General features: G+C 42.8%; 26 protein-coding genes and 1 pseudogene. 25 read left to right on the top strand and 2 right to left on the bottom strand.

Features of this window, described 5'->3' with window-relative positions; translation table 11 throughout:
- The first annotated feature begins 78 nt into the window (after positions 1–78).
- Positions 79–879 (top strand): DUF6612 family protein, encoded by an 801-nt coding sequence (locus CSV70_RS03645; protein ID WP_099628177.1) that lies wholly within the window; start codon positions 79–81, stop codon positions 877–879.
- Between the two features lie 66 nt (positions 880–945).
- Here the strand turns inward: CSV70_RS03645 and CSV70_RS03640 are convergent, their stop codons facing one another.
- Positions 946–2,241: a replication-associated recombination protein A gene (locus tag CSV70_RS03640; protein ID WP_099628178.1), complete on the bottom strand. Its 1,296-nt coding sequence runs from the start codon at positions 2,239–2,241 to the stop codon at positions 946–948.
- Positions 2,242–2,367: 126 nt separating this feature from the next.
- Here CSV70_RS03640 and cymR point away from each other — a divergent pair, with 126 nt between their 5' ends.
- From cymR to mtnN, 15 genes and pseudogenes are all read left to right on the top strand, one after another.
- Complete coding sequence (gene cymR / locus CSV70_RS03635) at positions 2,368–2,787, top strand: cysteine metabolism transcriptional regulator CymR (protein ID WP_085133458.1); 420 nt, start codon at positions 2,368–2,370, stop codon at positions 2,785–2,787.
- A 12-nt stretch (positions 2,788–2,799) separates the two neighbouring features.
- A complete protein-coding gene (locus CSV70_RS03630; RefSeq protein WP_099628179.1) occupies positions 2,800–3,948 on the top strand; it encodes a cysteine desulfurase family protein in 1,149 nt (382 codons plus the stop codon).
- Between the two features lie 21 nt (positions 3,949–3,969).
- Positions 3,970–5,088, top strand: coding sequence for a tRNA 2-thiouridine(34) synthase MnmA (gene mnmA, locus CSV70_RS03625; protein ID WP_099626479.1), 1,119 nt, complete (start codon positions 3,970–3,972; stop codon positions 5,086–5,088).
- Positions 5,089–5,100: 12 nt separating this feature from the next.
- Positions 5,101–5,766, top strand: coding sequence for a tetratricopeptide repeat protein (locus CSV70_RS03620; RefSeq protein ID WP_085133461.1), 666 nt, complete (start codon positions 5,101–5,103; stop codon positions 5,764–5,766).
- Between the two features lie 32 nt (positions 5,767–5,798).
- A complete protein-coding gene (gene recD2, locus CSV70_RS03615) occupies positions 5,799–8,225 on the top strand; it encodes an SF1B family DNA helicase RecD2 (RefSeq protein WP_099626481.1) in 2,427 nt (808 codons plus the stop codon).
- A 287-nt stretch (positions 8,226–8,512) separates the two neighbouring features.
- Positions 8,513–11,146, top strand: a complete 2,634-nt coding sequence (alaS, locus tag CSV70_RS03610) for an alanine--tRNA ligase (protein ID WP_099628180.1) — start codon at positions 8,513–8,515, stop codon at positions 11,144–11,146.
- A 199-nt stretch (positions 11,147–11,345) separates the two neighbouring features.
- Positions 11,346–11,618: an IreB family regulatory phosphoprotein gene (locus CSV70_RS03605; RefSeq protein WP_029054646.1), complete on the top strand. Its 273-nt coding sequence runs from the start codon at positions 11,346–11,348 to the stop codon at positions 11,616–11,618.
- The gene (gene ruvX / locus CSV70_RS03600) at positions 11,615–12,034 is read left to right on the top strand and encodes a Holliday junction resolvase RuvX (protein ID WP_085133464.1); all 420 of its coding nucleotides are present in this window, start codon (positions 11,615–11,617) and stop codon (positions 12,032–12,034) included. Before CSV70_RS03605 ends, ruvX begins: the two co-directional genes overlap by 4 nt.
- Before the next feature lie 13 nt (positions 12,035–12,047).
- Positions 12,048–12,338 carry a DUF1292 domain-containing protein gene (locus CSV70_RS03595; RefSeq protein WP_085133465.1) on the top strand — a complete coding sequence of 97 codons (291 nt, stop codon included), beginning with the start codon at positions 12,048–12,050 and terminating at the stop codon, positions 12,336–12,338.
- A 121-nt stretch (positions 12,339–12,459) separates the two neighbouring features.
- A complete protein-coding gene (gene mltG / locus CSV70_RS03590; protein ID WP_233191756.1) occupies positions 12,460–13,569 on the top strand; it encodes an endolytic transglycosylase MltG in 1,110 nt (369 codons plus the stop codon).
- Between the two features lie 23 nt (positions 13,570–13,592).
- A complete protein-coding gene (locus tag CSV70_RS03585; protein WP_099628181.1) occupies positions 13,593–14,228 on the top strand; it encodes an O-methyltransferase in 636 nt (211 codons plus the stop codon).
- A 21-nt stretch (positions 14,229–14,249) separates the two neighbouring features.
- Positions 14,250–14,894 (top strand): annotated as a pseudogene (gene udk, locus CSV70_RS03580) (uridine kinase); the annotation flags it as partial.
- A 219-nt stretch (positions 14,895–15,113) separates the two neighbouring features.
- Entirely contained in the window at positions 15,114–15,590 is a 477-nt protein-coding gene (gene greA / locus CSV70_RS03575; protein WP_085133468.1) for a transcription elongation factor GreA, read from the top strand.
- 98 nt (positions 15,591–15,688) lie between these two features.
- Positions 15,689–16,411: a YrrS family protein gene (locus CSV70_RS03570; protein WP_158232366.1), complete on the top strand. Its 723-nt coding sequence runs from the start codon at positions 15,689–15,691 to the stop codon at positions 16,409–16,411.
- A 72-nt stretch (positions 16,412–16,483) separates the two neighbouring features.
- Positions 16,484–17,176, top strand: coding sequence for a 5'-methylthioadenosine/S-adenosylhomocysteine nucleosidase (gene mtnN / locus CSV70_RS03565; protein WP_085133470.1), 693 nt, complete (start codon positions 16,484–16,486; stop codon positions 17,174–17,176).
- Positions 17,177–17,396: 220 nt separating this feature from the next.
- On the opposite strand, the gene sigK is transcribed toward mtnN, so the two are convergent.
- Positions 17,397–18,095, bottom strand: a complete 699-nt coding sequence (gene sigK, locus CSV70_RS03560) for an RNA polymerase sporulation sigma factor SigK (protein WP_085133471.1) — start codon at positions 18,093–18,095, stop codon at positions 17,397–17,399.
- A gap of 113 nt (positions 18,096–18,208) precedes the next feature.
- Here sigK and CSV70_RS03555 point away from each other — a divergent pair, with 113 nt between their 5' ends.
- The 9 genes from CSV70_RS03555 (at position 18,209) to CSV70_RS03515 (ending at position 23,922) form a co-directional block, all read left to right on the top strand.
- A complete protein-coding gene (locus CSV70_RS03555) occupies positions 18,209–18,724 on the top strand; it encodes a YqeG family HAD IIIA-type phosphatase (RefSeq protein ID WP_099660775.1) in 516 nt (171 codons plus the stop codon).
- Between the two features lie 2 nt (positions 18,725–18,726).
- On the top strand, positions 18,727–19,827 hold the full coding sequence (gene yqeH / locus CSV70_RS03550; RefSeq protein ID WP_199171588.1) for a ribosome biogenesis GTPase YqeH: 1,101 nt from the start codon (positions 18,727–18,729) through the stop codon (positions 19,825–19,827).
- Between the two features lie 22 nt (positions 19,828–19,849).
- Entirely contained in the window at positions 19,850–20,671 is an 822-nt protein-coding gene (aroE, locus tag CSV70_RS03545) for a shikimate dehydrogenase (RefSeq protein ID WP_099628185.1), read from the top strand.
- A 2-nt stretch (positions 20,672–20,673) separates the two neighbouring features.
- On the top strand, positions 20,674–20,964 hold the full coding sequence (yhbY, locus tag CSV70_RS03540) for a ribosome assembly RNA-binding protein YhbY (RefSeq protein ID WP_085133475.1): 291 nt from the start codon (positions 20,674–20,676) through the stop codon (positions 20,962–20,964).
- Between the two features lie 10 nt (positions 20,965–20,974).
- Positions 20,975–21,553, top strand: coding sequence for a nicotinate-nucleotide adenylyltransferase (locus tag CSV70_RS03535; protein ID WP_085133476.1), 579 nt, complete (start codon positions 20,975–20,977; stop codon positions 21,551–21,553).
- Positions 21,534–22,106, top strand: coding sequence for a bis(5'-nucleosyl)-tetraphosphatase (symmetrical) YqeK (gene yqeK, locus CSV70_RS03530; protein WP_099660773.1), 573 nt, complete (start codon positions 21,534–21,536; stop codon positions 22,104–22,106). The genes CSV70_RS03535 and yqeK overlap by 20 nt, the downstream gene beginning before the upstream one ends.
- Positions 22,107–22,109: 3 nt before the next feature.
- Positions 22,110–22,454, top strand: coding sequence for a ribosome silencing factor (rsfS, locus tag CSV70_RS03525; RefSeq protein ID WP_085133478.1), 345 nt, complete (start codon positions 22,110–22,112; stop codon positions 22,452–22,454).
- On the top strand, positions 22,451–23,191 hold the full coding sequence (locus CSV70_RS03520) for a class I SAM-dependent DNA methyltransferase (RefSeq protein WP_099660772.1): 741 nt from the start codon (positions 22,451–22,453) through the stop codon (positions 23,189–23,191). Before rsfS ends, CSV70_RS03520 begins: the two co-directional genes overlap by 4 nt.
- Positions 23,192–23,259: 68 nt before the next feature.
- Positions 23,260–23,922, top strand: coding sequence for a helix-hairpin-helix domain-containing protein (locus CSV70_RS03515; protein ID WP_233191752.1), 663 nt, complete (start codon positions 23,260–23,262; stop codon positions 23,920–23,922).

The following is a 23,922-nucleotide window of genomic DNA, read 5'->3' as shown; positions in this document are numbered from 1 at the left end:
ATCAGGTGGAATGGTCCGTGACAACTGCGGTGCTGTGAAGTACACTGTTAATAGTTTTGATTGAAGGGGAGTTTCCTGATGAACAAAAGTTTGATCGTTCTATTCCTGGCAGTGATGCTATTTACAGTGACAGGATGCGGAAAAACGTCTTCCGCCCCGTCGAGTGCGGAAGATTTATTGAAGAAAGCGGAACAAGCGATGGATGAATTGGAATCGGTCCATGCCAATATCGCGTACGACGAAAGTAGTGTCACATCCGATCCTGCAAAGCGTACAAGCAAAAATGTACAAGTCCAGGCGGATATTGAACAGAATCCACTGAAGGTATCAGAGGAAGTCGTCTGGAAAATTCCAAAACAAGGCGCGAAAAACATTCAACTATTCCGCCAAGGTAATGAATTGGCTATGCAAGAGACAGTTGAAACAGAAAAAAGTGAATGGCAAGAGCTAACAGATGAGCAACGCATAGAATTGCTTGGTGTGTGGGTGCCGTTTGTTTCTCCTGTAATGGACTTTTCGCTGTTAAAACCTTTTTTGCATGATGCAGAAATAGAAAAAATTGATTATGGCTATGCAGTGCAGTTTTCTCTATCTCCTGCTGATTATCGTCAGTTGATGGAAGTTGTATCAGTGAATAGTCCGCAACCAGAAAAATTTGTCCATACGCATGGCGGATTTCCTGTAGTGGAGAAACTGGATGTAGAGCTGACGGTAAACGAAAAGACCATGTTTGTGACGGGCATGAAGATGTCGGCGAATGTTACGAGTTATTTCGGACGGGATTATATTCGTTATAAGCAGAAGCTCGATGCAAAGTATAGTTATTTTAATGATATTGATTCGATTTCCACACCGAAAAATGCAGAGATGTTCAAGTAATACGAGAAAATCCACACTGACCTAGCAAAGGTTGGCGTGGATTTTTTGTACTATCTAGCTAAATTCCTAACGTGGATTCTTTTGGCCTTTGAATGATTGAAGACGCTTGTGAATGGCGGCCATTCTAGTTTCTTCACCGGCTTCCACAGGGGTATAGAACTTAGAGTTTACTAGGCTGTCAGGCAAGTACTGCTGGTCTGTCCAACCGCCAAATGTGCCTACCGGTGTTGCGTGTGGATAGACGTATCCGCCATGACCAAGTGCGGCAGACCCGCTGTAGTGTGTATCACGTAAATGCATGGGGATTTCGCCTGTTGGTTTCTCATGCAGTGTTTTTGTAGCCGCATCGATAGCTTTATAAGCGGAGTTTGATTTAGAAGCCAAACACATCTCTATAATTGCCGTGGCAAGTGGAATACGTGCTTCTGGCATGCCAAGACGTTGTGCGGCGTCTGTGGCCGCGAGAACCCGGCTTCCGACATCCGGCGCTGCCAATCCGATATCTTCGTAACTCATGACGAGCATCCGTCTTGTAACAGCAGTTAGGTCACCAATTTCGAGTAGTTGGGCCAAATAATAAAGCGCGGCATCGACATCGCTTCCGCGTACACTTTTTTGCAAAGCAGATAATAAATTAAAATGATGCGAGCCCTTTTTATCGCCTAGTAAACTAATTCTAGTTAATAATTGAGCAAGCAATGCATCTTCAATAATAATCTTACCGTCCTCTTCATCACTTGCAGCAAGTAATGATTCAAGGAAAGTTAAAGCTTTTCGCGCATCACCATTCACGCCTTCTGAGATTTTCTCCAATTGTTCTGTGGTGATTTCAATCGTTTCCTTACCGAGTCCTTTTTTCTCGTCTTTCAATGTACGCTCGAGTAATTCCAGTAAATCTTTTGGTTGCAATCGTTTTAATTGGACGATTTCTCCACAACGTGAACGAATAGCGGGATTGACATCATGGAATGGATTTTCCGTTGTCGCACCGATCAAGACAATCGCACCGCTTTCTACATGAGGAAGTAGTGTATCCTGCTGCAATTTATTGAAACGATGGATTTCATCTAAGAATAGCAACACTTTGCCAGTCATCCGCGCTTCTTTCACTACATCTTCTACGTCTTTTTTTCCTGCTACTGTGGCATTCAATGCAATGAAAGGTAGTTTTGACGTGCCTGCGATTGCGTATGCGAGAGACGTTTTTCCGATACCTGGTTCACCATATAATAAAAGGGACGGGACATGCCCGTTCTTGATCATCCGATATAAGGGAGTATTATTGCCGATGACGTGGTCTTGTCCAATCACTTCATCAATCGTCTCAGGCCGCATGCGAAAAGCCAAAGGTTCATTATGCATGTACATCCTCCTAGCGTACGTTTGTTCTTTCATTATACCGTAAAACATTAGTGAAGTCATTTGCAAGAACCAGTGATACAATTATGCTATACTGATTTCAGCAATTTTAGTAAAGGACGATGCCCAATGAAAATATCCACTAAAGGACGATACGGACTTACAGTAATAGTAGAATTAGGACGAAAATATGGAGAGGGTCCTGTGCCTTTGCGTAAAATCGCAGAAGAGCAAAATCTCTCTGAAGCATACCTGGAACAACTGATCCCGCCTTTACGCAACAGCGGAATGGTGAAAAGTGTTCGCGGTGCCTACGGTGGCTATAAACTCGCAAAAGATCCTTCTGAAATCGTGGCAGGAGACGTAATTCGTTTGCTTGAAGGACCGATCCAATTAGTCGAAGGGCTTGATGACGATGATATTCCGCAACGAGAACTATGGAAACGAATCGGAGACGCAATCCGAGGAGTATTGGATCATACGACGATCAAAGATTTAATTGAATTTGAAGATACGTCAACTGCTGATGAATACATGTTCTATATTTAAAGGAGTTTAGTTATGAAACCAGCTATATATTTAGACTATGCTGCCACGACACCGATACATCCAACTGTATTGGAGCGATTCACCACTGCGCTGCAGGATACATATGGTAATCCTTCAAGTACACATCAATTCGGTCGTCACGCGAGGAAAGTGCTGGAAGATGCACGCAAAACGTTAGCCTCTTCGATCAATGCATCACCTAATGAAATCATTCTTACTTCTGGAGGAACAGAAGCGGATAACTTGGCGATTTTTGGGTGTGTACGATCGTCGGAAACAGAAGGCAAACATATTATTACAACGGAAATCGAACATCATGCGGTGTTAAATCCGTGTAAACAACTGGAGTCACAAGGCTATAAAGTGACCTATCTTTCACCTGACCGCAATGGGGTCATAACTACAGAGCAAGTTCAGCACGCATTAACAGATGAAACCATTTTGGTGTCCATCATGTATGGAAACAACGAGGTGGGGACAATACAGCCAATTGCGGAGATCGGCCAGCTTCTTTCCACACATCAGGCCGTCTTCCATACAGATGCAGTGCAAGCTTACGGTACGTGCCAACTGGATGTCGAGGAACTGCAAGTCGATTTATTATCAGTTTCAGCACATAAACTTAATGGGCCAAAAGGAATCGGCTTTCTTTATCAGCGAAAAGGTAAGATGCTATCGAGCCAAGTATTCGGAGGTTCACAAGAGAGGAAACGCCGTGCAGGTACAGAAAATGTACCAGCTGTAGTTGCATTTGCAGAAGCGGTCTCCATTGCCGAGCAATCAAAGCTCGTTAAACAAAAAAACTATTCTACGTATAAACAAATAATGGCGGATGTCTTTGAGAAACATCAAATTGATTTCCAACCGACCATCCCCCAGGCAGTAGCATCTTTACCGCATATTTATCACGTATCGTTTCCTGGCACGGATGTGGAGACATTTTTGATGAGTTTGGATTTAAACGGCATAGCCGTATCAAGCGGTTCTGCTTGTACTGCAGGATCATTTGAACCGTCACATGTCGTAACGGCTATGTTCGGTACGGAATCAGATAACGCTAGAAACTCGATCCGCATCAGTTTCGGCTATGATTTGGATGAATCCATTATAGAAGAAGCAGCCAATCGAATCGCAAGTGTAGTCAAACGACTAGTGAAATGAATTAAGTAAAGGATGAACAATATGACAACGAAAAAAGCACCTGCCGATACACGTGTAGTCATTGGAATGTCAGGCGGAGTGGACTCTTCGGTTGCGGCATTACTATTAAAACAGCAAGGCTATGAAGTGATCGGAATATTTATGAAAAACTGGGATGACACGGATGAATCTGGACATTGTACCGCGACGGAAGATTTCGAAGACGTACGCAGTGTCTGTGATCAAATCGGCATTCCGTATTACTCTGTCAATTTTGAAAAGCAATATTGGGATAAAGTATTCACGTATTTCTTGGATGAATATAAAAAAGGCCGTACGCCGAATCCGGATGTAATGTGTAATAAAGAAATCAAATTCAAGGCATTCCTCGAGCACGCAAAAAGTCTAGGTGCCGATTATTTGGCGACTGGACATTATGCACAAGTCGTAGAACGCGAAAACGGTGTAGCGATGCTCCGCGGTGTAGACAATAATAAAGATCAAACCTACTTCTTGAATCAATTAACGCAAGAACAACTTCAGCAAGTACTGTTTCCTCTTGGTCATATGGAGAAAAGCGAAGTCCGTGAAATCGCCGAACAAGCAGGACTCGCAACAGCAAAGAAAAAAGATTCAACAGGGATCTGTTTCATCGGCGAGCGCAATTTCAAGGAATTCCTTGGCGAGTACTTGCCTGCACGTCCAGGTGAGATGCAGACAATGGCTGGAGTGAAGATGGGTAAGCATGACGGACTCATGTATCACACAATTGGCCAACGTCATGGTCTAGGCATCGGTGGAGCTGGTGAACCTTGGTTTGCGGTCGGTAAAGACTTGGAGCGCAACGTCTTGCTAGTTGAACAAGGCTTCTATCATGACACATTGTTCTCAACTAGTTTGCAAGCGACTGACATGAATATTTGTTCACCGAAAGAATTACCCGAAACATTCACTTGTACAGCTAAATTCCGTTATCGCCAACCGGATACTAAAGTAACTGTGCAATTATTGGGTGATCAAGCGATCGTCACTTTCGATGAACCTGTTCGCGCAGTCACACCAGGACAAGCTGTTGTGCTGTATGACGGTGACGAGTGCCTCGGTGGCGGCACGATCAATGAAGTATATAAAGACGGTAAAAAACTGACGTACGTAGGATAAGGAGGCAACAGCATGTCGATTCATCAAGATGCAATTAAAGAAATGCAAGAAGGCAATTATGAGAAAGCAATTGAGCTTTTCATGAAAGCAGTAGAAGAAAATCCGGAAGAGCCTACAGGCTATATCAATATTGGAAACATTTTTGCGTCTCTTGGAGATGCTGAACAGGCGGAACCATTTTTCCAAAAAGCGTTGACGCTTGATGAAAATGCAGGAACCGCTTTTTATGGACTGGCGAATCTGTATTACAATCAAGAGCGCTTTGAAGAAGCAGCAAAATTATATGAAAAAGCAATCAATACAGGATTGGATTCTGCCGATGCCTATTTCATGCTCGGTAAAAGCATTGAACAAACAGGTAATGACCGTTTAGCACTGCCATATTTGCAGCGTGCTGTTGAATTAAATCCGGATGATCAGGAAGTGGCATTGTCCTACGGAATTTTACTAGCTAAGCTTGAATTATTTAAAGAGGCTAAGCCGGTATTCGAATCTATTTTGGCAGTAGCTCCTGATCATGCGGATAGCCATTATAATTTGGGTGTTTTATATGCAGTCTCCACAGAAGACAAAACAAGTGCGCTATCACACTTAGAGCAAGCCTTCACTTCGGAACCTGAGCACACACAAGCGCGTTATTTGTTCGATATGATCAAGCTCGGCGAACAGGGCGAGTAATCCATTAGGTGAAAAAGGAGGGAGACCTAGCGATGAGTGAAACAGAACCATATTTAATCGGTAGGCCGGTCGTGACAATTTTCCATAATACGACGAATCTATTTTCCATCGTCAAGTTGAAAGTCACTTCCACCAATACCGATTACCGCGACAGTGAAATAGTGATCAAAGGGTCATTCCCTCCTTTAGTTGCGGAAGAAGATTATAAATTTACGGGTCGACTTGTTACCCATCCTGTACATGGACAGCAGTTTGATGTGCAGACGTTTTCGAAAGAGTTACCTGCGACGGAGGCGGGTCTGATTCATTATCTTTCTGGTGATTTATTTCCTGGAATTGGGAAGAAAACGGCGAGTGATATTGTCAAAACACTCGGCAATAATGTCATTCAGAAAATTCTTGAAGACCGCAGTGTTCTTGACCAAATCCCACGTTTGAGCGACGAGCGGAAAGATACGCTCGTTTCGGTGTTGCAGGAAAATCTAGGTCTTGAGCGTACAATGGTGCAACTCAATGAATGGGGCTTCGGTCCACAAGTGGCCATGCGTATATATCAAGCGTATCAAGATGATGCGATCACCATTCTGACAGAAAATCCATACCGTTTAATTCAGGAGATCGAAGGAATCGGCTTTCAACGAGCAGACGATCTCGCAAAGCAACTGGGGCTCGTCGGGGATCATCCCGCGCGTATTAAGGCAGCTGTTTATTACAGCGTACATAGTGAAGTACAGTCTGCAGGACATGTCTACGTAGAATCGGAGACGATCTTGCCACAAGCGAAGCTGTTGCTTGAATCGAGTCAGGCTCATATCATCTCGTACGAATCGATTACCCAAGCAGTGATTGAACTCGTCGAAGAAGGTGCACTGTCTGCTGAAATGCAACGTCTTTATTTACCCTCTCTTTATTTTTCGGAAATCGGTATTGCAGCAAAAGTAAATAAAATTCTTGAAAATGAAGTTGCTGATCAATTTCCTGCTTCTGAAATTAGAAAAGCTATAGGTGAAATTGAGGAACGTTTGGAAGTGCAATATGCCGAAACGCAAGTCGAAGCCATCGAGCGCGCCCTTCATTCTTCACTGCTCGTGTTAACGGGTGGCCCAGGGACGGGGAAGACCACTGTGATTAGAGGGTTGGTTGAGGCCTATGCAGAACTGCATGGTCTCTCACTCGACATCGAAGAGTATGCACGGAAAAAAGAACCGTTTCCAATCATTTTGGCAGCCCCTACAGGACGCGCTGCGAAACGTATGTCTGAATCGACCGGATTACCTGCGATGACGATCCACCGTCTACTCGGTTTTACGGGTCAGGAAGCTGAAGAAGAGACTGAACGAGAAGTGGATGGCAATCTCATCATCATTGATGAAACATCCATGGTGGATACTTGGCTCATGCATCAGCTGTTAAAAGCTGTCCGCAACGATGCGCAGTTATTGTTCGTTGGTGACCAGGACCAACTACCTTCCGTTGGACCTGGGCAAGTGTTGCATGACTTCATGCAGTCTGGGAGAATTCCGGTTGTTGAACTGACTGATGTTTTTCGACAAAGTGAAGGCTCGACAATTATCGAAATGGCACATATGATCAAGCACAAAGAATGGACGCTGGATGTCACAAAGAAAACATCGGACCGTTCATTTATCAAAGCATCAAGTGATCAAATACTGCCTGCGGTCAAACAAATCATTGAAAATGCGACATCAAAAGGACATTCCATTAAAGACATCCAAGTACTGGCACCGATGTATAAAGGTCCAGCAGGTATAGATGGCTTGAATAAAATGATCCAAGAAGTAACGAATCCACCTGCAGAGGGTAGAAAAGAAATGGTTTTCGGTGAAACGACGTATCGCATAGGAGATAAAGTACTACAACTCGTCAACCAACCTGAAAGTAATGTCTTCAATGGGGATATGGGGGAAGTCGTTGCGATCATGTTAGCGAAAGAAACTACTGACAAAAAAGCGATCATGGTGGTTTCCTATGATGGCAATGAAGTGCAGTATGAGCGAAGTGATTTGAATCAGCTGACACTTGCGTATTGTTGTTCTATCCATAAATCCCAAGGCAGTGAATTTCCGATTGTGGTCATGCCGATCGTGAGAAGTCAGCGGAAAATGTTGCGACGGAATCTCCTTTACACTGGGATTACGCGCGCTAAGAACTTCTTAATACTGTGCGGTGAAGCGGAAGAATTTAAGGCGGGTATTGCGCGCACTGACGAAACAGAACGACAGACGACGCTAAAAGAACGCATTACGGGGGAAACGCAAGAAAATCTAGCAATACATCACAAGGAACCCATCTCAGTCGATGAAGCACCCGCAAAAGTGACGGTTGAACCACAAGACACGGCACCGGCAAAGTTAACGATGGACAATTTTACTGGAATCGACCCGCTCGTGGGCATGAACAATGTGTCACCATTCGACTTTCTTGAAGTGACGGATTGACAAAGCGAGAGAACTTTCCTATAATTCGTTTAGAAATAATCAAAACGTTGAAGGAACAAGTACCTGTTTATTCTGTGTCATAGAAAAGAGCTTCTTGGCTGAAAAAGCTCCCTCAGATCTACAGCGAACGCTATTCCGAAGTTGCAGGCTAATCCCTGCCGTCTTGCCGCGTTAAGGCAACTCGAGATACCGCGTTATGCGGTAATTAGGGTGGTACCGCGATCAATGAAACCTTCGCCCCTTTATACAAGGGGTGGAGTTTTTTTAATTTTAGGAGGAGTAAAACGATGAGAAAACTCACGGCATCTGAAATTCGCCAAATGTTTTTAGACTATTTTAAAGAGCACGGGCATAATGTAGAACCATCAGCAGCATTAGTGCCAGTTGATGATGCATCACTATTATGGATTAACAGTGGAGTCGCTACATTGAAGAAGTATTTTGATGGACGAGTGATTCCTGAAAACCCGCGGATTGCTAATGCGCAAAAATCTATCCGCACAAACGATATTGAAAATGTCGGCTATACAGCACGTCACCATACGTTCTTTGAAATGCTCGGCAACTTTTCTATTGGTGATTATTTCAAAGAAGAAGCAATTATTCGTGCGTGGGATTTCCTGACAAATGAGCAATGGATCGGTTTTGATCCCGAACGCTTATCCGTTACTATCCATCCGGAAGACGAAGAAGCGTATGCTATCTGGAAAGATCAGATTGGTATTCCGGTTGAGCGCATCATTCGCCTCGAAGGCAACTTCTGGGATATCGGTGAAGGCCCAAGTGGTCCAAACTCTGAAATCTTCTACGACCGCGGACCGAGTTATGGCGACGATTTCTCCGATCCTGAATTATATCCAGGTGGAGAAAACGAACGGTATTTGGAAATCTGGAACTTAGTATTCTCTGAGTTCAATCATAATCCTGATAACACGTACACACCGTTACCAAAGAAAAACATCGATACAGGAATGGGTCTTGAGCGCATGGCATCCGTTATCCAAGATGTGCCAACAAACTTCGATACAGACTTGTTCTTACCGATCATTGAAGCAGTTGAAAATGTTTCAGGCAGAAAATACGGTGAAACTACTCAGGCAGACACGGCATTTAAAGTCATTTCAGATCATATCCGCACAGTAGCATTCGCTATTGGCGACGGAGCACTTCCATCCAATGAAGGCCGTGGCTATGTTCTGCGTCGTCTATTAAGAAGAGCGGTTCGATTCGCGAAACAATTAGGTATTGACAAGCCATTTATGTACATGCTGGTACCTATTGTTGGGGATATCATGAAAGACTTCTACCCCGAAGTCCACGATAAACAAGCGTTCATTATGAAAGTCGTGAAAAACGAAGAGGACCGTTTCCACGAAACATTGCATGACGGTATGGCGATCTTAACGACGATCATTGAAAAGGCTAAAGCTTCAGGCTTACCAATCGTTTCAGGCTCTGATGCGTTCAAACTCTATGACACATACGGCTTCCCGTTTGAACTAACAGAGGAATTTGCCCTCGAAGAAGATGTGGCAGTCGACCGTATCGGATTTGACGAAGAAATGGCTGCACAACGAAACCGTGCGCGTGCTGCGCGTGCGACTTCAGACTCCATGCATATTCAATCGGGCGTTCTTGGTGAAATTCATGAAGCGAGTGAATTCATCGGCTATGGCCAACTAGAAACAACTGCGATCGTCAGTGTCCTGGTTCAAGACGGTCAACGTATCGCACATGCATCTGAAGGAGAAACGGTACAAATTATTTTGGATCAGACTCCGTTCTATGCAGAAAGTGGCGGTCAAGTAGCTGATAAAGGAATGATTACAAACGAGTCGTTCACTGCGGAAGTTCGCGACGTCAAAAAAGCGCCAAATGGACAGAACTTGCACACAGTCTTCATCAGTTCCGGTGAATTGAATGAAGGCGTATCAGTTAGCGCGAAAGTGGACGAGTTCTCACGCAAGCTGACGATCAAAAATCATACGGCTACACACTTATTGCACCGCGCATTGAAAGATGTTCTTGGTGAACATGTCAATCAAGCAGGTTCATATGTTGGTCCCGATCGCCTTCGCTTTGACTTCTCCCATTTTGGACAAGTCACAAAAGAAGAACTCGAGCGCATCGAATTCCAAGTCAATGAACAAATTTGGGCAGGTACATCTGTCCATACGATCATTTCACCAATTGCTGAGGCGAAAGAAATGGGTGCGATGGCATTGTTCGGCGAGAAATACGGCGATATCGTTCGCGTTGTTAAAGTCGGAGACTACTCTGTCGAGCTTTGTGGAGGGTGTCACGTTAACAACACGTCCGACATCAACGTATTCAAAATCGTTTCTGAAAGCGGTATTGGAGCGGGCACACGACGTATTGAAGCCTTCACGGGTGGACAAGCATTCCGTTCATTTAAAGAAGACCAAGCAATCATTGATCAAGTCGCAACAACTGCAAAAGCTACTCCGAAAACAGTTGTCACAAAAGTCGAATCGATTCTTGCTGACTTTAAAGAACTTCAACGTGAAAATGAATCATTGCAAGCGAAAATGGGCAACAGCCAATTGGCCAGTATCATGGAAACGGCTCAGCAGATCGATGACGTCACAGTCATTTCTGCAAATGTGGAAGTGAAAGACAATAACGGTTTACGTCAATTGATCGACGAAATGAAACAAAAAACTTCCAAAGGCGTCATTGTACTTGGTACAGTAACGGATGGAAAAGTTATGCTAGCGGCTGGTGTTACCGATGATTTACGAGGCGGCAACTACCACGCGGGTAAAATCGTCAACCATGTGGCGTCACTTTGTGGCGGAAAAGGTGGCGGCCGTCCAGACATGGCGATGGCGGGGGCGAAAGATGCGTCAAAACTTGATGATGCGCTTCAATCCGTGTATGATTATGTAAAATCTGTTTAACCATTTCGGAGAACGATTCATCATAAATTGCAGATACATGTTACTAGTTAATTTTCATTTGGGTGGCTAAATTGCCTACCCGGATGATTGAACTAGAATGAATACGTGCGGTGATTTAATCACAAATCTATGTACTATGTATATTATGACGGTAGATCGTTACACACATAAATGGAAATCGGAAAGCGGGGTGTCGAGTATGAATTCGTCCGATGAAACGATGAAGTTTAACTTTCCTGAAGAATCGATGGAGGAAGAAGTCAAAACAGTCATGCTCCACGTTTACAAATCATTAGAAGAAAAAGGTTACAATCCAATTAACCAGATGGTTGGCTATTTACTGTCTGGAGATCCAGCCTACATTCCACGCCACGAAGACGCCCGTAGTTTGATTCGGAAACTGGAACGAGACGAAATTCTAGAAGAATTAGTTAAGTTCTATATCCGAGAAAACAGAGGTAAAACAGAATGAGAATTATGGGATTGGACGTTGGCACGAAAACCGTTGGTATTGCGATAAGCGATAGTCTCGGTTGGACAGCCCAAGGAATCGAAACCATCAAAATTGATGAAGCGGTAGGTTCTTTCGGGATGAAGCGAGTCAAACAATTGACAGAAGAGTACGAAGTGACGGAGTTTGTCGTCGGGTACCCTAAGAATATGAATAATACAATAGGGCCCCGTGGAGAAGCATCTGAACAGTACGCTGAGAAGTTACGCGAGAAGTTCGGTTTACCTGTCGTTTTATGGGATGAGCGATTAACTACTATGGCTGCTGAACGTGTTTTGATTGATGCGGATGTCAGCCGAAAAAAACGTAAATTGGTCATCGATAAAATGGCAGCTGTCATGATTTTACAAGGGTATTTGGATTCACAAAAAAACTAGAGGTGATTAAACAATGGAACACGGACAAGAAACAATGACAATCGTAGATGAGAACGGCGAAGAGCACGTATGTGAGGTAATTTTAACATTTGATTCAAAAGAATATGAAAGATCGTATGTACTTTACCATATTTTAGATGGCGAAGAGACAGATGATGACGAGGAAGTTGAAATTCATGCATCCGCATTTATTCCGACTGAAGAAGGAGAAGATGGCGGATCACTTCTTGAAATTGAATCCGATGAAGAATGGGATATGATCGAAGAAGTGCTGAACACATTCCTTGATGAAGAAGACGAGTAAGCGATAATATCATGTGACGGGCGGAATGGTGCTGACCGTTCCGTCTTTTTTAATGGATTTATCTATAGCGGAAGAAGAGGTGAGGCTTGTGGAAAAAGAGCCCCAAAGAAAAAAAGATGTCATGTTTGAACGTATGTTAGAACAGAAGGAAGAAGTGAGAACTGTTAGAAAAATAGTGCTTTGGATTGTAGCCGTTGTATTGGTTGTAGGGATAGTTGGAGGTTTTTCGGTCTATACATACATAAAAAGTGCGTTAGAGCCTGTTGATCCGGATTCAGAAAAAGTCGTAGAAGTAGAAATTCCGATCGGTTCAGGTTTGGATATGATTTCAGAAAAGCTAGAAGAGTCGGGTATTATCAAAAATGCGCGGATTTTCAAATACTATGCAAAAGTAAACAACGAAGCAGATTTCCAGGCTGGCACGTATGGATTAACACAGTCCATGACGCCAGATGAATTGATTAAGAGCCTGAAAACAGGTGTAGTCTATCGCACACCGGCATTTACACTAACGATTCCAGAAGGGTTAACGATTGATCAGATTGCAGAAAGAACAAGCAAAAAGACCACGATTACCAAAGAGCAGTTTATGGAATATGTGACGAATGAACAAGTCATTCAGGAATATATGGCCAAGTATCCAGATATCATAACAAAAGAAATTCTTAATGAAAATATACGTTATGCACTGGAAGGTTATTTATTCCCAGCTACTTACCCGTTCTTTGAGGAAAAGCCTACTGTCAAAGAAGTGGTCGATACGATGGTCGATGCCACCGTACAGAATGTCATCCCGTATAAGGCGTATTGGGCCGAGGAAGGCAAAGACCGTTCAGTTCATAAAATGCTGACATTTGCTTCCTTGTTAGAAAAAGAAGCAACAGGCCAAGCAGATCGCGAAACGATCGCAAGCGTCTTTAATAACCGTATTGAACAAGGTATGCCGTTACAGACAGATCCAACAGTTTTATATGCGTTAGGCGAACATAAAGCCCGTGTCATGAATGAAGATTTGAAAGTGGATAATGTCTATAATACGTATAAAAATAAGGGATTACCGCCAGGGCCCATTGCGAATGCCGGAACTGCTTCTCTCCAGGCAACTGTCGAACCCTCCAAAACTGGATACTTGTTCTTCTTGGCAGACAAAAATGGCGTTAATCACTTTGCTAAAACCTATGAAGATCATCTGAAAAACAAAGCAAAGTATATCGACAGCCAACATAAATAACACGTCGTAAAGGGGAAGTAGATATGACGGACTATAACACGTACATTAGCCGCTTTGCGGAAGAAAAAGAGCCGCTTATCCTAGAGATGGAGGATTACGCTGCAGGGCATCGTGTGCCCATCATGGATGATACGGGCTTGTATACGTTAATCGGACTGCTACAAATACAGCAGCCGAAACGTATTCTTGAAATTGGAAGCGCGATCGGCTATTCGGCTATTCGATTGGCGAAAGCTTTTCCAGACGCCATCATTTATACAGTCGAGCGCGATACAGAGCGGTATGAGAAAGCGGTCGAGTATATTGTACGCAGTGGACTGAAGGAACGTATTATAATTATTCATCATGATGCGCTCGAGTTAGATGAAACGAAGTTACCACAAGAACCATTTGATGCACTGTTCATTGATGCAGCAAAAGGACAATATCGAAAGTTTTTCGACAAATATAGCCCACTGGTCGGTCCTGCAGGTGTAATCTATTGTGATAATATGTTCATGCATGGTATGGTGCTGTTGGAAGATGCGGACATACCGAAACGCAACCGCACGATGATACGAAATTTGCAACAATTCACGAGCTGGGCGATGCAAAACGATCACTATGAAACATCACTAGTACCAATAGGTGACGGCATTCTACTAGCTGTGAAAAAATAATAAACAGTAGATCGTAAAAGGGGAATCACTGTGAAGAAAAAACCTGTCGTAATTGGTATTACCGGTGGTTCTGGCTCCGGTAAGACAAGTGTCACAAAAAAGATACATGAAGTATTCCAAGGTCATTCAGTCGTCGTCATTGAACAAGATGATTATTATAAAGACCAATCCCATTTAGTATTTGAGGAAAGATTAACGACGAATTATGATCATCCTTTGGCGTTCGATACCGACCTATTGATTCAACATATCCATCAGTTGATCAATAGACAGGCAATCGAAAAGCCTACTTATGATTACACATTGCATACACGTTCAGCTGAAAAAGTACCTGTAGATTCACAAGACGTCATCATCCTTGAAGGGATCTTAGTATTGGAAGATGAACGATTGCGAGATCTTATGGATATCAAGCTGTTTGTTGATACGGACTCTGATATTCGCATTATTCGTCGGATTTTACGGGATATTCATGACCGTGGACGTACGGTAGATTCTGTCGTCGAGCAATATGTAAAGGTTGTGCGTCCGATGCATAATCAATTTATTGAACCTACAAAAAAGTATGCTGATATAATCATTCCCGAAGGCGGAGAAAACGCGGTCGCAATCGATTTGATGGTAACGAAGATAAAAACAATTCTTGCTTCTGTTGACGAAGTATAATATGATGATGACATAATTTTAAATTAATTCAGCATCTGCGAGAGTTTGTATAGAAAAACCTAGGATGCACGCAAGATGAGCAAGGACTTTTTTTCGTCCAAATCAGAATAGTGAACGGAAAAAGTGTAGTCAAAACTAAAATAGTTCTGCTATGTCACATAATTAAAGCTAGTGTGACATAGTATTTTTTATGAACAGACATTTGAGGAGTGTTATTACATGGTTTCAGAAAAGAAATTTCCAATGACAGCTGCAGGAAAAGCAAAGTTAGAAGAAGAACTAGAGTATTTGAAAACGGTGAAACGTGTGGAAGTAGTAGAACGCATCAAAATCGCGCGTAGCTACGGTGATTTATCGGAAAACTCCGAGTACGATTCAGCGAAAGAAGATCAGGCATTTGTCGAAGGGAAGATTTCTTCTATTGAAGGAATGATTCGTAATGCGGTCATTATTACTGAAGATGAATTGAATACGGATGAAGTACAATTAGGTAAAACAGTTACATTTAAAGAAATTCCTGATGGTGAAAAAGAGACGTATACGATTGTTGGTTCTGCTGAAGCTAATCCGTTAGAAGGTATGATCTCAAACGATTCGCCAATTGCGAAAGCATTAATTGGTCGAAAAAAAGATGATAAAGTAAAGATCCAGACTCCCGGCGGTGAAATGTCAGTAGAGATACTTGAGATAAAGTGATACACGTACCGTCTTCTCGCTAGCAGAAGACGGTATTGCTAATTTTCATTCCAACCGCGGTATACGCTTTCCATTTCATAGTAAAGGAGATGTCTGAAATGGCAGATCAAGATCCAAAATATTCGAGAACGTCAAGAAAACAAGGCAGTAAAGCAAGCAAAGTGAATAAAGCATTGAATATTTCAATTGGTGTAGTAGTTTTTCTTATTGTAGTTGTTGCCGTAATTTTCATCACGGGTGATGGCGATCAGAAAGAAGTGGCAATCGACAAGCCTAAGCAATCCACTCAGTCCGACACAGCTCCAATTGAACCTATCGTTTTAGACGATGAGGACGAGATGGACAAGCCTGAAACTGAAGATGATGTGCCAGAAGATGCAGATGAACCAGAAGTTCAGGACCAAGAAGAAAATAACGAAGTGATAAATGAAGTAGTTGAAGAACCGGAAGCGCCAGTGGTAGAAGACCCTAAAGTAGAAGAACCAAAAAAGGATAAACCGAAGAAAGAAACTTCATCGGATTCTAACAAGAAAGTGGTTGTAAATCCTGACTGGAAACCTATTGGAACAAAACAATCAGGCGAGCACGTCTCGAAATACGATGGTCAGTCCGATGACTGGTATGAAAAAAAGAAAGCCATATCCTATGCAACCGGTTTGTCTGAAGATCAATTGTATTTTGATCGTATTCAAAATGGCGGCAGTCCTCAAAAATCAGAGGGTATTGTAAGAAGTAAGGACAATTCCAAAAAATACAAAGTATATATTGAGTGGGTTGATGGCCAAGGTTGGAAACCTGTGAGAATGGATGTATTGAAGTAAGTGAATCGAACTACCGATGTGCTGCCTATCGTGCAGCACATTCTAGTAAGTAGAAAAGAGGAGAGGACATAAATGAAAATAGCAATCGTTGGTGCAATGGAGGAAGAAGTCGAAATACTTCGCAGAGAAATTGGGTTTGGAAAAATCACAACCATTGGAAACTGTGAATTTATTGAAGGCAAAGTAGGCAAGCATCAAGTGATTGTGACGAAAAGTGGCATCGGAAAAGTAAACGCTGCCATGGCAACGACAATCCTTTTGCAGAACTTTAAACCAGATATCGTGTTGAATACGGGTTCTGCGGGTGGAACTAACCCTGAACTTGAAGTGGGAACGATTGTAATATCTGATTATGTCTTGCATCATGATGTTGATGTAACTGCATTCGGCTATGAGTTGGGTCAAGTGCCCCAACTTCCTGCAAGCTTTCCATCAGATCCTAACCTAATAGAATTCGCTAAAGAAGCTGTAATGGAGTTAGATACATATGAACATGCTGTAGGAACCATCGCTTCAGCTGATATTTTCATGGCTGACCCTGAAAAAGTCCTGCAAGTCAAAAATAGATTTCCGCGTGTAATTGCTGTAGAGATGGAAGCTGCCGCTGTTGCGCAAGTCTGTTATCAATTTAACACGCGATTTGTGGTGATCCGCGCCCTTTCTGATATTGCCGGAAAAGAATCGACAGTCAGTTTTGATGAATTTTTACCGCTGGCTGCCAAACACTCGTCACAGATTGTTTTGCGTGTCATCTCGAAACTTTGAGTGTTCTATGATAAAATGTCTAAGTAGACAGATTAGCAGTTCGTTTGGTTGAGAGGAGGGACATTCAATGACATTTTTAATGGGCGGAGTATTTATCGTCACAGCATTATTGGCAGCAATTATTTTACGCGAGGTTAAAGCGGACTGAGAAAAGAAACAAAGCGTTTCCGATGTGCGGGGGCTGTGGGCCTCTGTTGCACAATCGGAAACGCTTTTTGCATTATTGATATTCATGCTTAAATGATTGATATAATTTGACGATTGCTCGTTTCTCGATACGTGAAACATAACTCCTGGAAATATTCAATTGCTCAGCAATTTCTTTTTGTGTCATAGGCTGATCGTCCAGCAAGCCGTAGCGTCTTTGAATGATTTCCAACTCACGAGAGTCGAGTTTATCCAAATGACGGTAGAGCCGCTCTTTTTGTTCATTTTGTTCTACGGTTGTTTGTGGAGGTATGTCGTTTGTTTGAAGGAGGTCTGCGATTTCTAGGGATTGGCCATCTTTATCCATACCGATTGGTTCGTAGAGGGAAACATCTTTTTGCACCTTTTTCTGTGTTCGTAAATACATAAGGATTTCATTTTCTATACAGCGTGCAGCGTACGTTGCGAGCTTGGTTTTTCGATCTGGTGTAAAGCTGTTGACTGCTTTCATCAGACCGATCGCTCCTATAGAAATATAATCATCGAGTAGTTCGTGCTTCGGCTGGAACTTCTTGACGATATGGGCGACCAAACGCATATTGTGTTCAATAAGTTCATTACGTGCACTTTCATCACCTTCAGCTAATCGTCTCAGGCACTCTGCTTCTTCTTTTTTGGACAACGGACGAAGGAAAGCTTGCCCTCTGATATAACCGATTAGCGCGGGGATCTCTAACCATAATTGCATGACGGCCAGGAAAAACCCGCTCATGTGACCACCTCCGATTATTAGTAGTTTACTCTATGCAAACGGCGGAAGGTCTATCACTGATAAGAAAAGCGATAAAATCAGACAAGAATTTGTTGTAGGGCGGAGAGGATAATGTGTTAAATCAATTTTTACCAAGTGCTTATGTAAAATCCGTTTTGTTGATTAAACCGGAAGACCTTCTTGAAAATGGTTTTAAGGGCATCATTACAGATTTAGATAACACACTTGTTGAATGGGATCGTGCGGATGCTACGCAAGATATTATGGCGTGGTTCAAATCTATGCGCGATGCTGGTTTGCAAATTATAGTTGTTTCCAATAACCATATTGAGCGCGTCAGTCACTTTTGTGATCCACTAGGTATTCCGTATATTTGTGAAGCGCGTAAGCCGATGAAAAAATCATTTCATCAAGCACTTGCTACGTTAGGTTTGCCAAAAAAAGAAGTCGTCATGATTGGCGATCAATTGTTAACGGATGTCTTGGGTGCGAATCGAGTGGGACTGCAGACGATATTAGTCGTCCCTGTGGCAAGTTCCGATGCGACGATTACGAAGTTCAACCGTGCGATTGAACGACGGATTATGGCAAGGTTTAAAAGAAAAGGATTACTTACGTGGGAGGACTAAATTTGGAATTGATCAAGTGTATTGGATGCGGAATCACGATCCAAACGACGGATAAAACAATGGAAGGCTATGCGCCACCAGCTTCATTAGAAAAAGAAGATGTCATATGTCAACGTTGTTTTAAATTACGAAACTATAATGAATTACAGCCAGTATCCCTATCAGGAGATGATTTTCTAGCGATTTTAAACGGAATCGGTGAAAAACAAGGCCTGATCGTGAAAGTGGTAGATATCTTTGATTTCAACGGTAGTTGGATCAATGGCTTGCATCGTTTTGTAGGCAAGAAAGATATTTTATTAATTGGTAACAAGGCGGATATCCTTCCGAAAGCGATTAATCCGCAACGTGTGAAAAATTGGATGAAAACAGAAGCTGCAAAGCTCGGTCTGAAACCAATTGACGTATTGCTTGTATCGGCTGTAAAAGGCAACGGCATGAGTGAAGCACTCGACGCGATTGAGAAATATCGTAAGGGTAAAGATGTCTATGTAGTTGGCTGTACGAATGTAGGGAAATCTACGTTCATTAACCGTATCATCAAAGATGCAACAGGAATGAATGATGTGATTACGACGTCTTATTTCCCAGGAACAACTCTTGATGTAGTGGAAATTCCATTGGATGATGGAAAAATGCTGATAGATACACCAGGGATTATCAACGATCATCAAATGGCTCATCACTTGGATCCACATGATTTAAAGTTGATTACACCGAAGAAAGAACTTAAACCGAAAGTCTATCAATTGAACGCTGAACAAACATTATTCATTGGCGGACTTGCACGTTTTGATTTCATCCAAGGTGGTCGCTCATCTTTCAACATTTACGCAGCAAACGGTTTGCCAGTTCACCGGACGAAGTTAGAAAATGCCGATGAGTTGTACAATAACCATCTAGGTGACATGCTATCTCCACCGGGACCTGCATCACTTGAGAAGTTGCCGTCACTTGTACGTCATGAATTTTCGATTAAGGACGCGAAGACGGACTTAGTAATTTCAGGCCTTGGTTGGATTACGATTCAACACGCTGATGTACAAGTGGCTGTACATGCACCCAAAGGTGTGAATGTCGAAATCAGACCTTCATTGATTTAAGAGGGACAGGAGGAAAGACCAAATGAAAAAATGGTATGCGGTTATAGGCGATCCCATCGCGCAATCGATGTCACCGGTCATGCATGATCAGTGGTTTAAAGAAAACGCTTTGGACGCAACGTATATACCGATTCATGCAACAGTGGGAAGTTTAGAACAAACGATAAACAGCTTGCGTTCACTTGGATGCTGCGGCTTCAATGTGACAGTACCCCATAAGCAGGCGATTCTTCCTTTCCTCGACGAAGTGGACGAATCAGCAACGGTTATGAATGCGGTCAACACAGTTTATCAAACAGCTGATGGTAAATTAATCGGTGCCAATACGGATGGAGCGGGGTTCGTGAAATCGCTAGAAGAGTTTTCAGATTCAGTGAAAGGCTCGGTATTACTTATTGGTGCTGGCGGTGCGGCTAGAGGCATTGCCTTCGCGCTACAGTCAGCTGGCTATGGACCTCTTTATTTCACGAATCGGACCGCTTCAAGAGCTGCGGAACTGGCGACAGATATGATCGATGGCCATGCGCTTTCTATTGAAGACGCTGAAGCTCGTCTCGGCGAGTTTGGACTTGTAGTACAAACGACATCTGTCGGTATGAACTTTGCACAAGAAGGACTACCGCTAGATCCAAAGAATGTCGCAGACGGTGCAGTAGTAGCGGACATAATTTACAATCCGCTTGAAACGGAATTTTTACGACAAGCAAAACAAGCAGGCGCCAAGACGATGAACGGTATAGGAATGTTCGTCCATCAAGGAGCTCTGGCTTTTGAAAAGTGGACAGGCGTCTATCCTGACACAAAAAAGATGAACGATATGATTACAATGAAAGTTGGCGGGTAAACATGTTAACAGGTAAACAAAAAAGATTTTTACGCAGCGAAGCACATCATTTGGATGCATTATTCCAAATTGGGAAAAGTGGTTTGACTGACGCAATTCTCGTACAAATCGACGAAGCACTCGAAGCACGTGAATTACTTAAAGTGAGTGTCCTTCAAAATTGTGATGAAGATAAAAAGGAAATTGCTGAAAAGATTGGCGCGTACAAAGGTATTCACGTAGTCCAAATCATCGGTAGCACAATTGTTTTATACAGAGAATCGACAGAGAAGAAACGCATACAATTACCGTAAGGAGAATCAGATGAAACAAATCGGCATTTTGGGCGGAACTTTCAACCCGCCGCATACTGGACATTTATTGATTGCCAATGAAGTGCGCTATGCACTACAGTTAGATGAAGTATGGTTGATGCCTACTGCCGTTGCGCCACACAAGATTGCGACAGGTGATGCGTCGGCCGAGCAGCGCCTGCAAATGGTGAAACTAGCAGTAGATGAAGTGGAAGGTTTGCGTGCGTCATCATTTGAAATTGAGCGTGGCGGAGTATCTTTTACATATGATACGATGTCGCAGTTAATACAAAATGAAACAGATGTTCATTTTCATTTCATTATTGGCGGAGATATGATTGATCAGTTACCGACATGGTACCGAATTGAGGATTTACTCGAAATGGTTACGTTTATCGGTGTAAAACGTCCAGGTGCTGATAACGCTTCTGCAATCCCGGTACAATTGGTAGAAACACCACAACTTGATTTGTCATCCACATTGATCCGCCAACGTTTTGTAGAAGGTGGAACCGTGCAACTTTTGATTCCCCCGGCTGTCGAAGCTTACATTCGAGAGGAGAGATTATATGGATCTTCAACAAGTTAGAAATGACCTAGAACAACGATTACCGAAAGCGCGTTATGAACACGTACTGCGAGTCACGGAAACAGCAATGAAATTAGCTGAAGAGATGGGTGTGTCAGTAGAAAAGGCTGAAATTGCTGGCCTCTTCCATGATTACGCCAAGTTTATGGATAAAGATGAATTACTCGAATTACTAAAACGGGACGAAGAGTATGAGCTCTATGCACAGTATCACTCCGAATTGTGGCATGCCCCGGTTGGCGCTATGCTTGCGGAAGAGCGGTATGGCGTAGAAGATCAAGATATCTTGCAAGCCATCCGTTTTCATACGACGGGACGCTCGAAAATGAGTGATTTAGAGAAAGTGATCTATATCGCTGATTTAATCGAACCAGGAAGAAAATTTCCGGGTATCGAAGAGCTACGCCAACGTATTGATGGAGAAACACTGGAAGATCAAATGACAGAATGCATCCAGCATACATTTAAATTTTTAGTTCAGCGATACGCAGTCATTTTTCCACATTCATTTGACTGCTATAATGAACATGTACGTAGAAGAAAGGAACAGTGAAATATGCCAACATTATTAGAATTAGCTTATGAAGCAGTAGATAGTAAGAAAGCGGAAGACATCGTAGTATTAAACATGGAGGGCATTTCACTAATTGCTGATCAATTCATCATTTGTCATGCTAACTCTGAACGACAAGTACAAGCCATCGCGCGTGAAGTGGCAGATGTGGCTTCAAAAGAAGGGTACACAGTGAAACGTTTGGAAGGATTCGATGCGGGTCGTTGGATTTTAGTCGATCTTCTGGATGTAGTCGTTCATGTATTCCACAGAGACGAACGCGGATTCTATAACTTGGAAAAGCTATGGGGAGACGCACAACTACTAAACGTTGAGGATGAAGTATGAGCTCATCCTATTCAGCGTTCGCATCAATTTATGACGAACTAATGAATGATATTCCGTATGACGCCTATGTCGAGTTACTCGATTTGGCGTCTGCTGGCGTTTCAGGGAAAAAGGTATTGGATATAGGCTGCGGAACCGGTTTGCTTTCTGCGAAACTCGCGAAAAAAGGGGCATATGTAACTGCTATTGATCTTTCCGCTGATATGCTGGAGGTCGCTTCACATCGTGCACAGTCCCTTTCTCTAGATATTCAGTTTATCGAACAACCTATGCAGCGACTAGAAATAGAAGGTACATTTGATGCCGCCATCATCTCAATTGATTCACTGAATTATGTAATCCAACAGCAAGATGTCGTGGAGACGTTCCGACGAATTTATGGAGCGCTTGCTAGAGGTGGCGTGTTGCTATTTGATGTGCATTCATTATGTAAGATGGATGAGATCTTTCTTGAAGGGCCTTTTGTTTTTGATAATCGACGTATTGCGTATATATGGCAAACGGCCCCTGGAGATGAGAATCACTCCATTTATTCCGAGCTGGCGTTTTTCGTAAAACAAGAAGATCATTCCTATCAACGTTTTGATGAAGTACATATGCAACGATCGTTTGCAGTACCGGAATATGTTCAAATGCTGGAAGAAGTTGGATTCCACATTGAAAGAATTTTTGCAGATTGGGAAGATGAAGCACCCGAAGAAGAGAGCGAAAGAATATTCTTTCAAGTTCGAAAATAGGGCTACCATAGTAATTCGGAATCGGGTATAGTTAATAGGACTCCATACGGTGCTGAAAGAAAGGATGGTTGCTTATCCGTTCATTCCTTACCGAAAAATGGCGTACATTGATCATTCCTATTGCAGCATTCGCTGTGCTATCCACCGTTTTGTTCTTTCCCCCAAGACCGGATCAACTTTCCGAAGAACGTGGACAATCCCTATTTGAACCAATTGAATCTATTGAAATCGCTGAACAAAATAAAGAACTGGAAGCACCTGTTGAATTAGTCGCTGAAGCGGTCTCTGTTACTATTCTCGTAGACGTTAAAGGCGCTGTGAAACATCCTGGACTGTATTCGATGCAAGATGGCGATCGCTTGCTTGATGCGGTCGACAAAGCAGGAGGCTACACAGAGGCCGCTGATACCAGGCTATTGAATCACGCTCAAAGACTGCAAGATGAATCTGTCGTCTATGTACCGATCGCAGGAGAAGAGCCTCCCGTATACGAGCAGCCGGCTACAGCTTCATCTTCATCAACTGACAGTTCCACTTCAAAAGTCAATATCAATACTGCGAATGAAAGTGATTTTCAGACGCTTCCTGGCATCGGCCCAGCAAAAGCTATGGCGATTGTCCAATACCGTGAAGAGCATGGACCTTTTTCGCAATTGGACGGAATAAAAAATGTGTCAGGCATTGGTGACAAAACATTTGAAAAATTAGAACCAAATATTATTCTTAATTGA

Origin of the sequence: Sporosarcina sp. P25, from assembly GCF_002743235.1 — a bacterium.
Taxonomy (GTDB): domain Bacteria; phylum Bacillota; class Bacilli; order Bacillales_A; family Planococcaceae; genus Sporosarcina; species Sporosarcina ureae_B.
Note: the sequence above shows the minus strand (reverse complement) of the source record. Positions and strands in the feature narration are given on the sequence as shown.

What these genes read in the sequence shown, in the direction of transcription:
- CSV70_RS03640 (WP_099628178.1), bottom strand. Translation starts at nt 2,241, where the DNA reads ATGCATAATGAACCTTTGGCTTTTCGCATGCGGCCTGAGACGATTGAT.
- CSV70_RS03520 (WP_099660772.1), top strand. Translation starts at nt 22,451, where the DNA reads ATGAGCTCATCCTATTCAGCGTTCGCATCAATTTATGACGAACTAATG.
- CSV70_RS03630 (WP_099628179.1), top strand. Translation starts at nt 2,800, where the DNA reads ATGAAACCAGCTATATATTTAGACTATGCTGCCACGACACCGATACAT.
- CSV70_RS03535 (WP_085133476.1), top strand. Translation starts at nt 20,975, where the DNA reads ATGAAACAAATCGGCATTTTGGGCGGAACTTTCAACCCGCCGCATACT.
- mnmA (WP_099626479.1), top strand. Translation starts at nt 3,970, where the DNA reads ATGACAACGAAAAAAGCACCTGCCGATACACGTGTAGTCATTGGAATG.
- CSV70_RS03645 (WP_099628177.1), top strand. Translation starts at nt 79, where the DNA reads ATGAACAAAAGTTTGATCGTTCTATTCCTGGCAGTGATGCTATTTACA.
- yhbY (WP_085133475.1), top strand. Translation starts at nt 20,674, where the DNA reads ATGTTAACAGGTAAACAAAAAAGATTTTTACGCAGCGAAGCACATCAT.
- cymR (WP_085133458.1), top strand. Translation starts at nt 2,368, where the DNA reads ATGAAAATATCCACTAAAGGACGATACGGACTTACAGTAATAGTAGAA.
- CSV70_RS03595 (WP_085133465.1), top strand. Translation starts at nt 12,048, where the DNA reads ATGGAACACGGACAAGAAACAATGACAATCGTAGATGAGAACGGCGAA.
- mtnN (WP_085133470.1), top strand. Translation starts at nt 16,484, where the DNA reads ATGAAAATAGCAATCGTTGGTGCAATGGAGGAAGAAGTCGAAATACTT.
- aroE (WP_099628185.1), top strand. Translation starts at nt 19,850, where the DNA reads ATGAAAAAATGGTATGCGGTTATAGGCGATCCCATCGCGCAATCGATG.
- CSV70_RS03605 (WP_029054646.1), top strand. Translation starts at nt 11,346, where the DNA reads ATGAATTCGTCCGATGAAACGATGAAGTTTAACTTTCCTGAAGAATCG.
- recD2 (WP_099626481.1), top strand. Translation starts at nt 5,799, where the DNA reads ATGAGTGAAACAGAACCATATTTAATCGGTAGGCCGGTCGTGACAATT.
- greA (WP_085133468.1), top strand. Translation starts at nt 15,114, where the DNA reads ATGGTTTCAGAAAAGAAATTTCCAATGACAGCTGCAGGAAAAGCAAAG.
- CSV70_RS03620 (WP_085133461.1), top strand. Translation starts at nt 5,101, where the DNA reads ATGTCGATTCATCAAGATGCAATTAAAGAAATGCAAGAAGGCAATTAT.
- ruvX (WP_085133464.1), top strand. Translation starts at nt 11,615, where the DNA reads ATGAGAATTATGGGATTGGACGTTGGCACGAAAACCGTTGGTATTGCG.
- CSV70_RS03585 (WP_099628181.1), top strand. Translation starts at nt 13,593, where the DNA reads ATGACGGACTATAACACGTACATTAGCCGCTTTGCGGAAGAAAAAGAG.
- rsfS (WP_085133478.1), top strand. Translation starts at nt 22,110, where the DNA reads ATGCCAACATTATTAGAATTAGCTTATGAAGCAGTAGATAGTAAGAAA.
- CSV70_RS03570 (WP_158232366.1), top strand. Translation starts at nt 15,689, where the DNA reads ATGGCAGATCAAGATCCAAAATATTCGAGAACGTCAAGAAAACAAGGC.
- sigK (WP_085133471.1), bottom strand. Translation starts at nt 18,095, where the DNA reads ATGAGCGGGTTTTTCCTGGCCGTCATGCAATTATGGTTAGAGATCCCC.
- mltG (WP_233191756.1), top strand. Translation starts at nt 12,460, where the DNA reads ATGTTTGAACGTATGTTAGAACAGAAGGAAGAAGTGAGAACTGTTAGA.
- yqeK (WP_099660773.1), top strand. Translation starts at nt 21,534, where the DNA reads ATGGATCTTCAACAAGTTAGAAATGACCTAGAACAACGATTACCGAAA.
- alaS (WP_099628180.1), top strand. Translation starts at nt 8,513, where the DNA reads ATGAGAAAACTCACGGCATCTGAAATTCGCCAAATGTTTTTAGACTAT.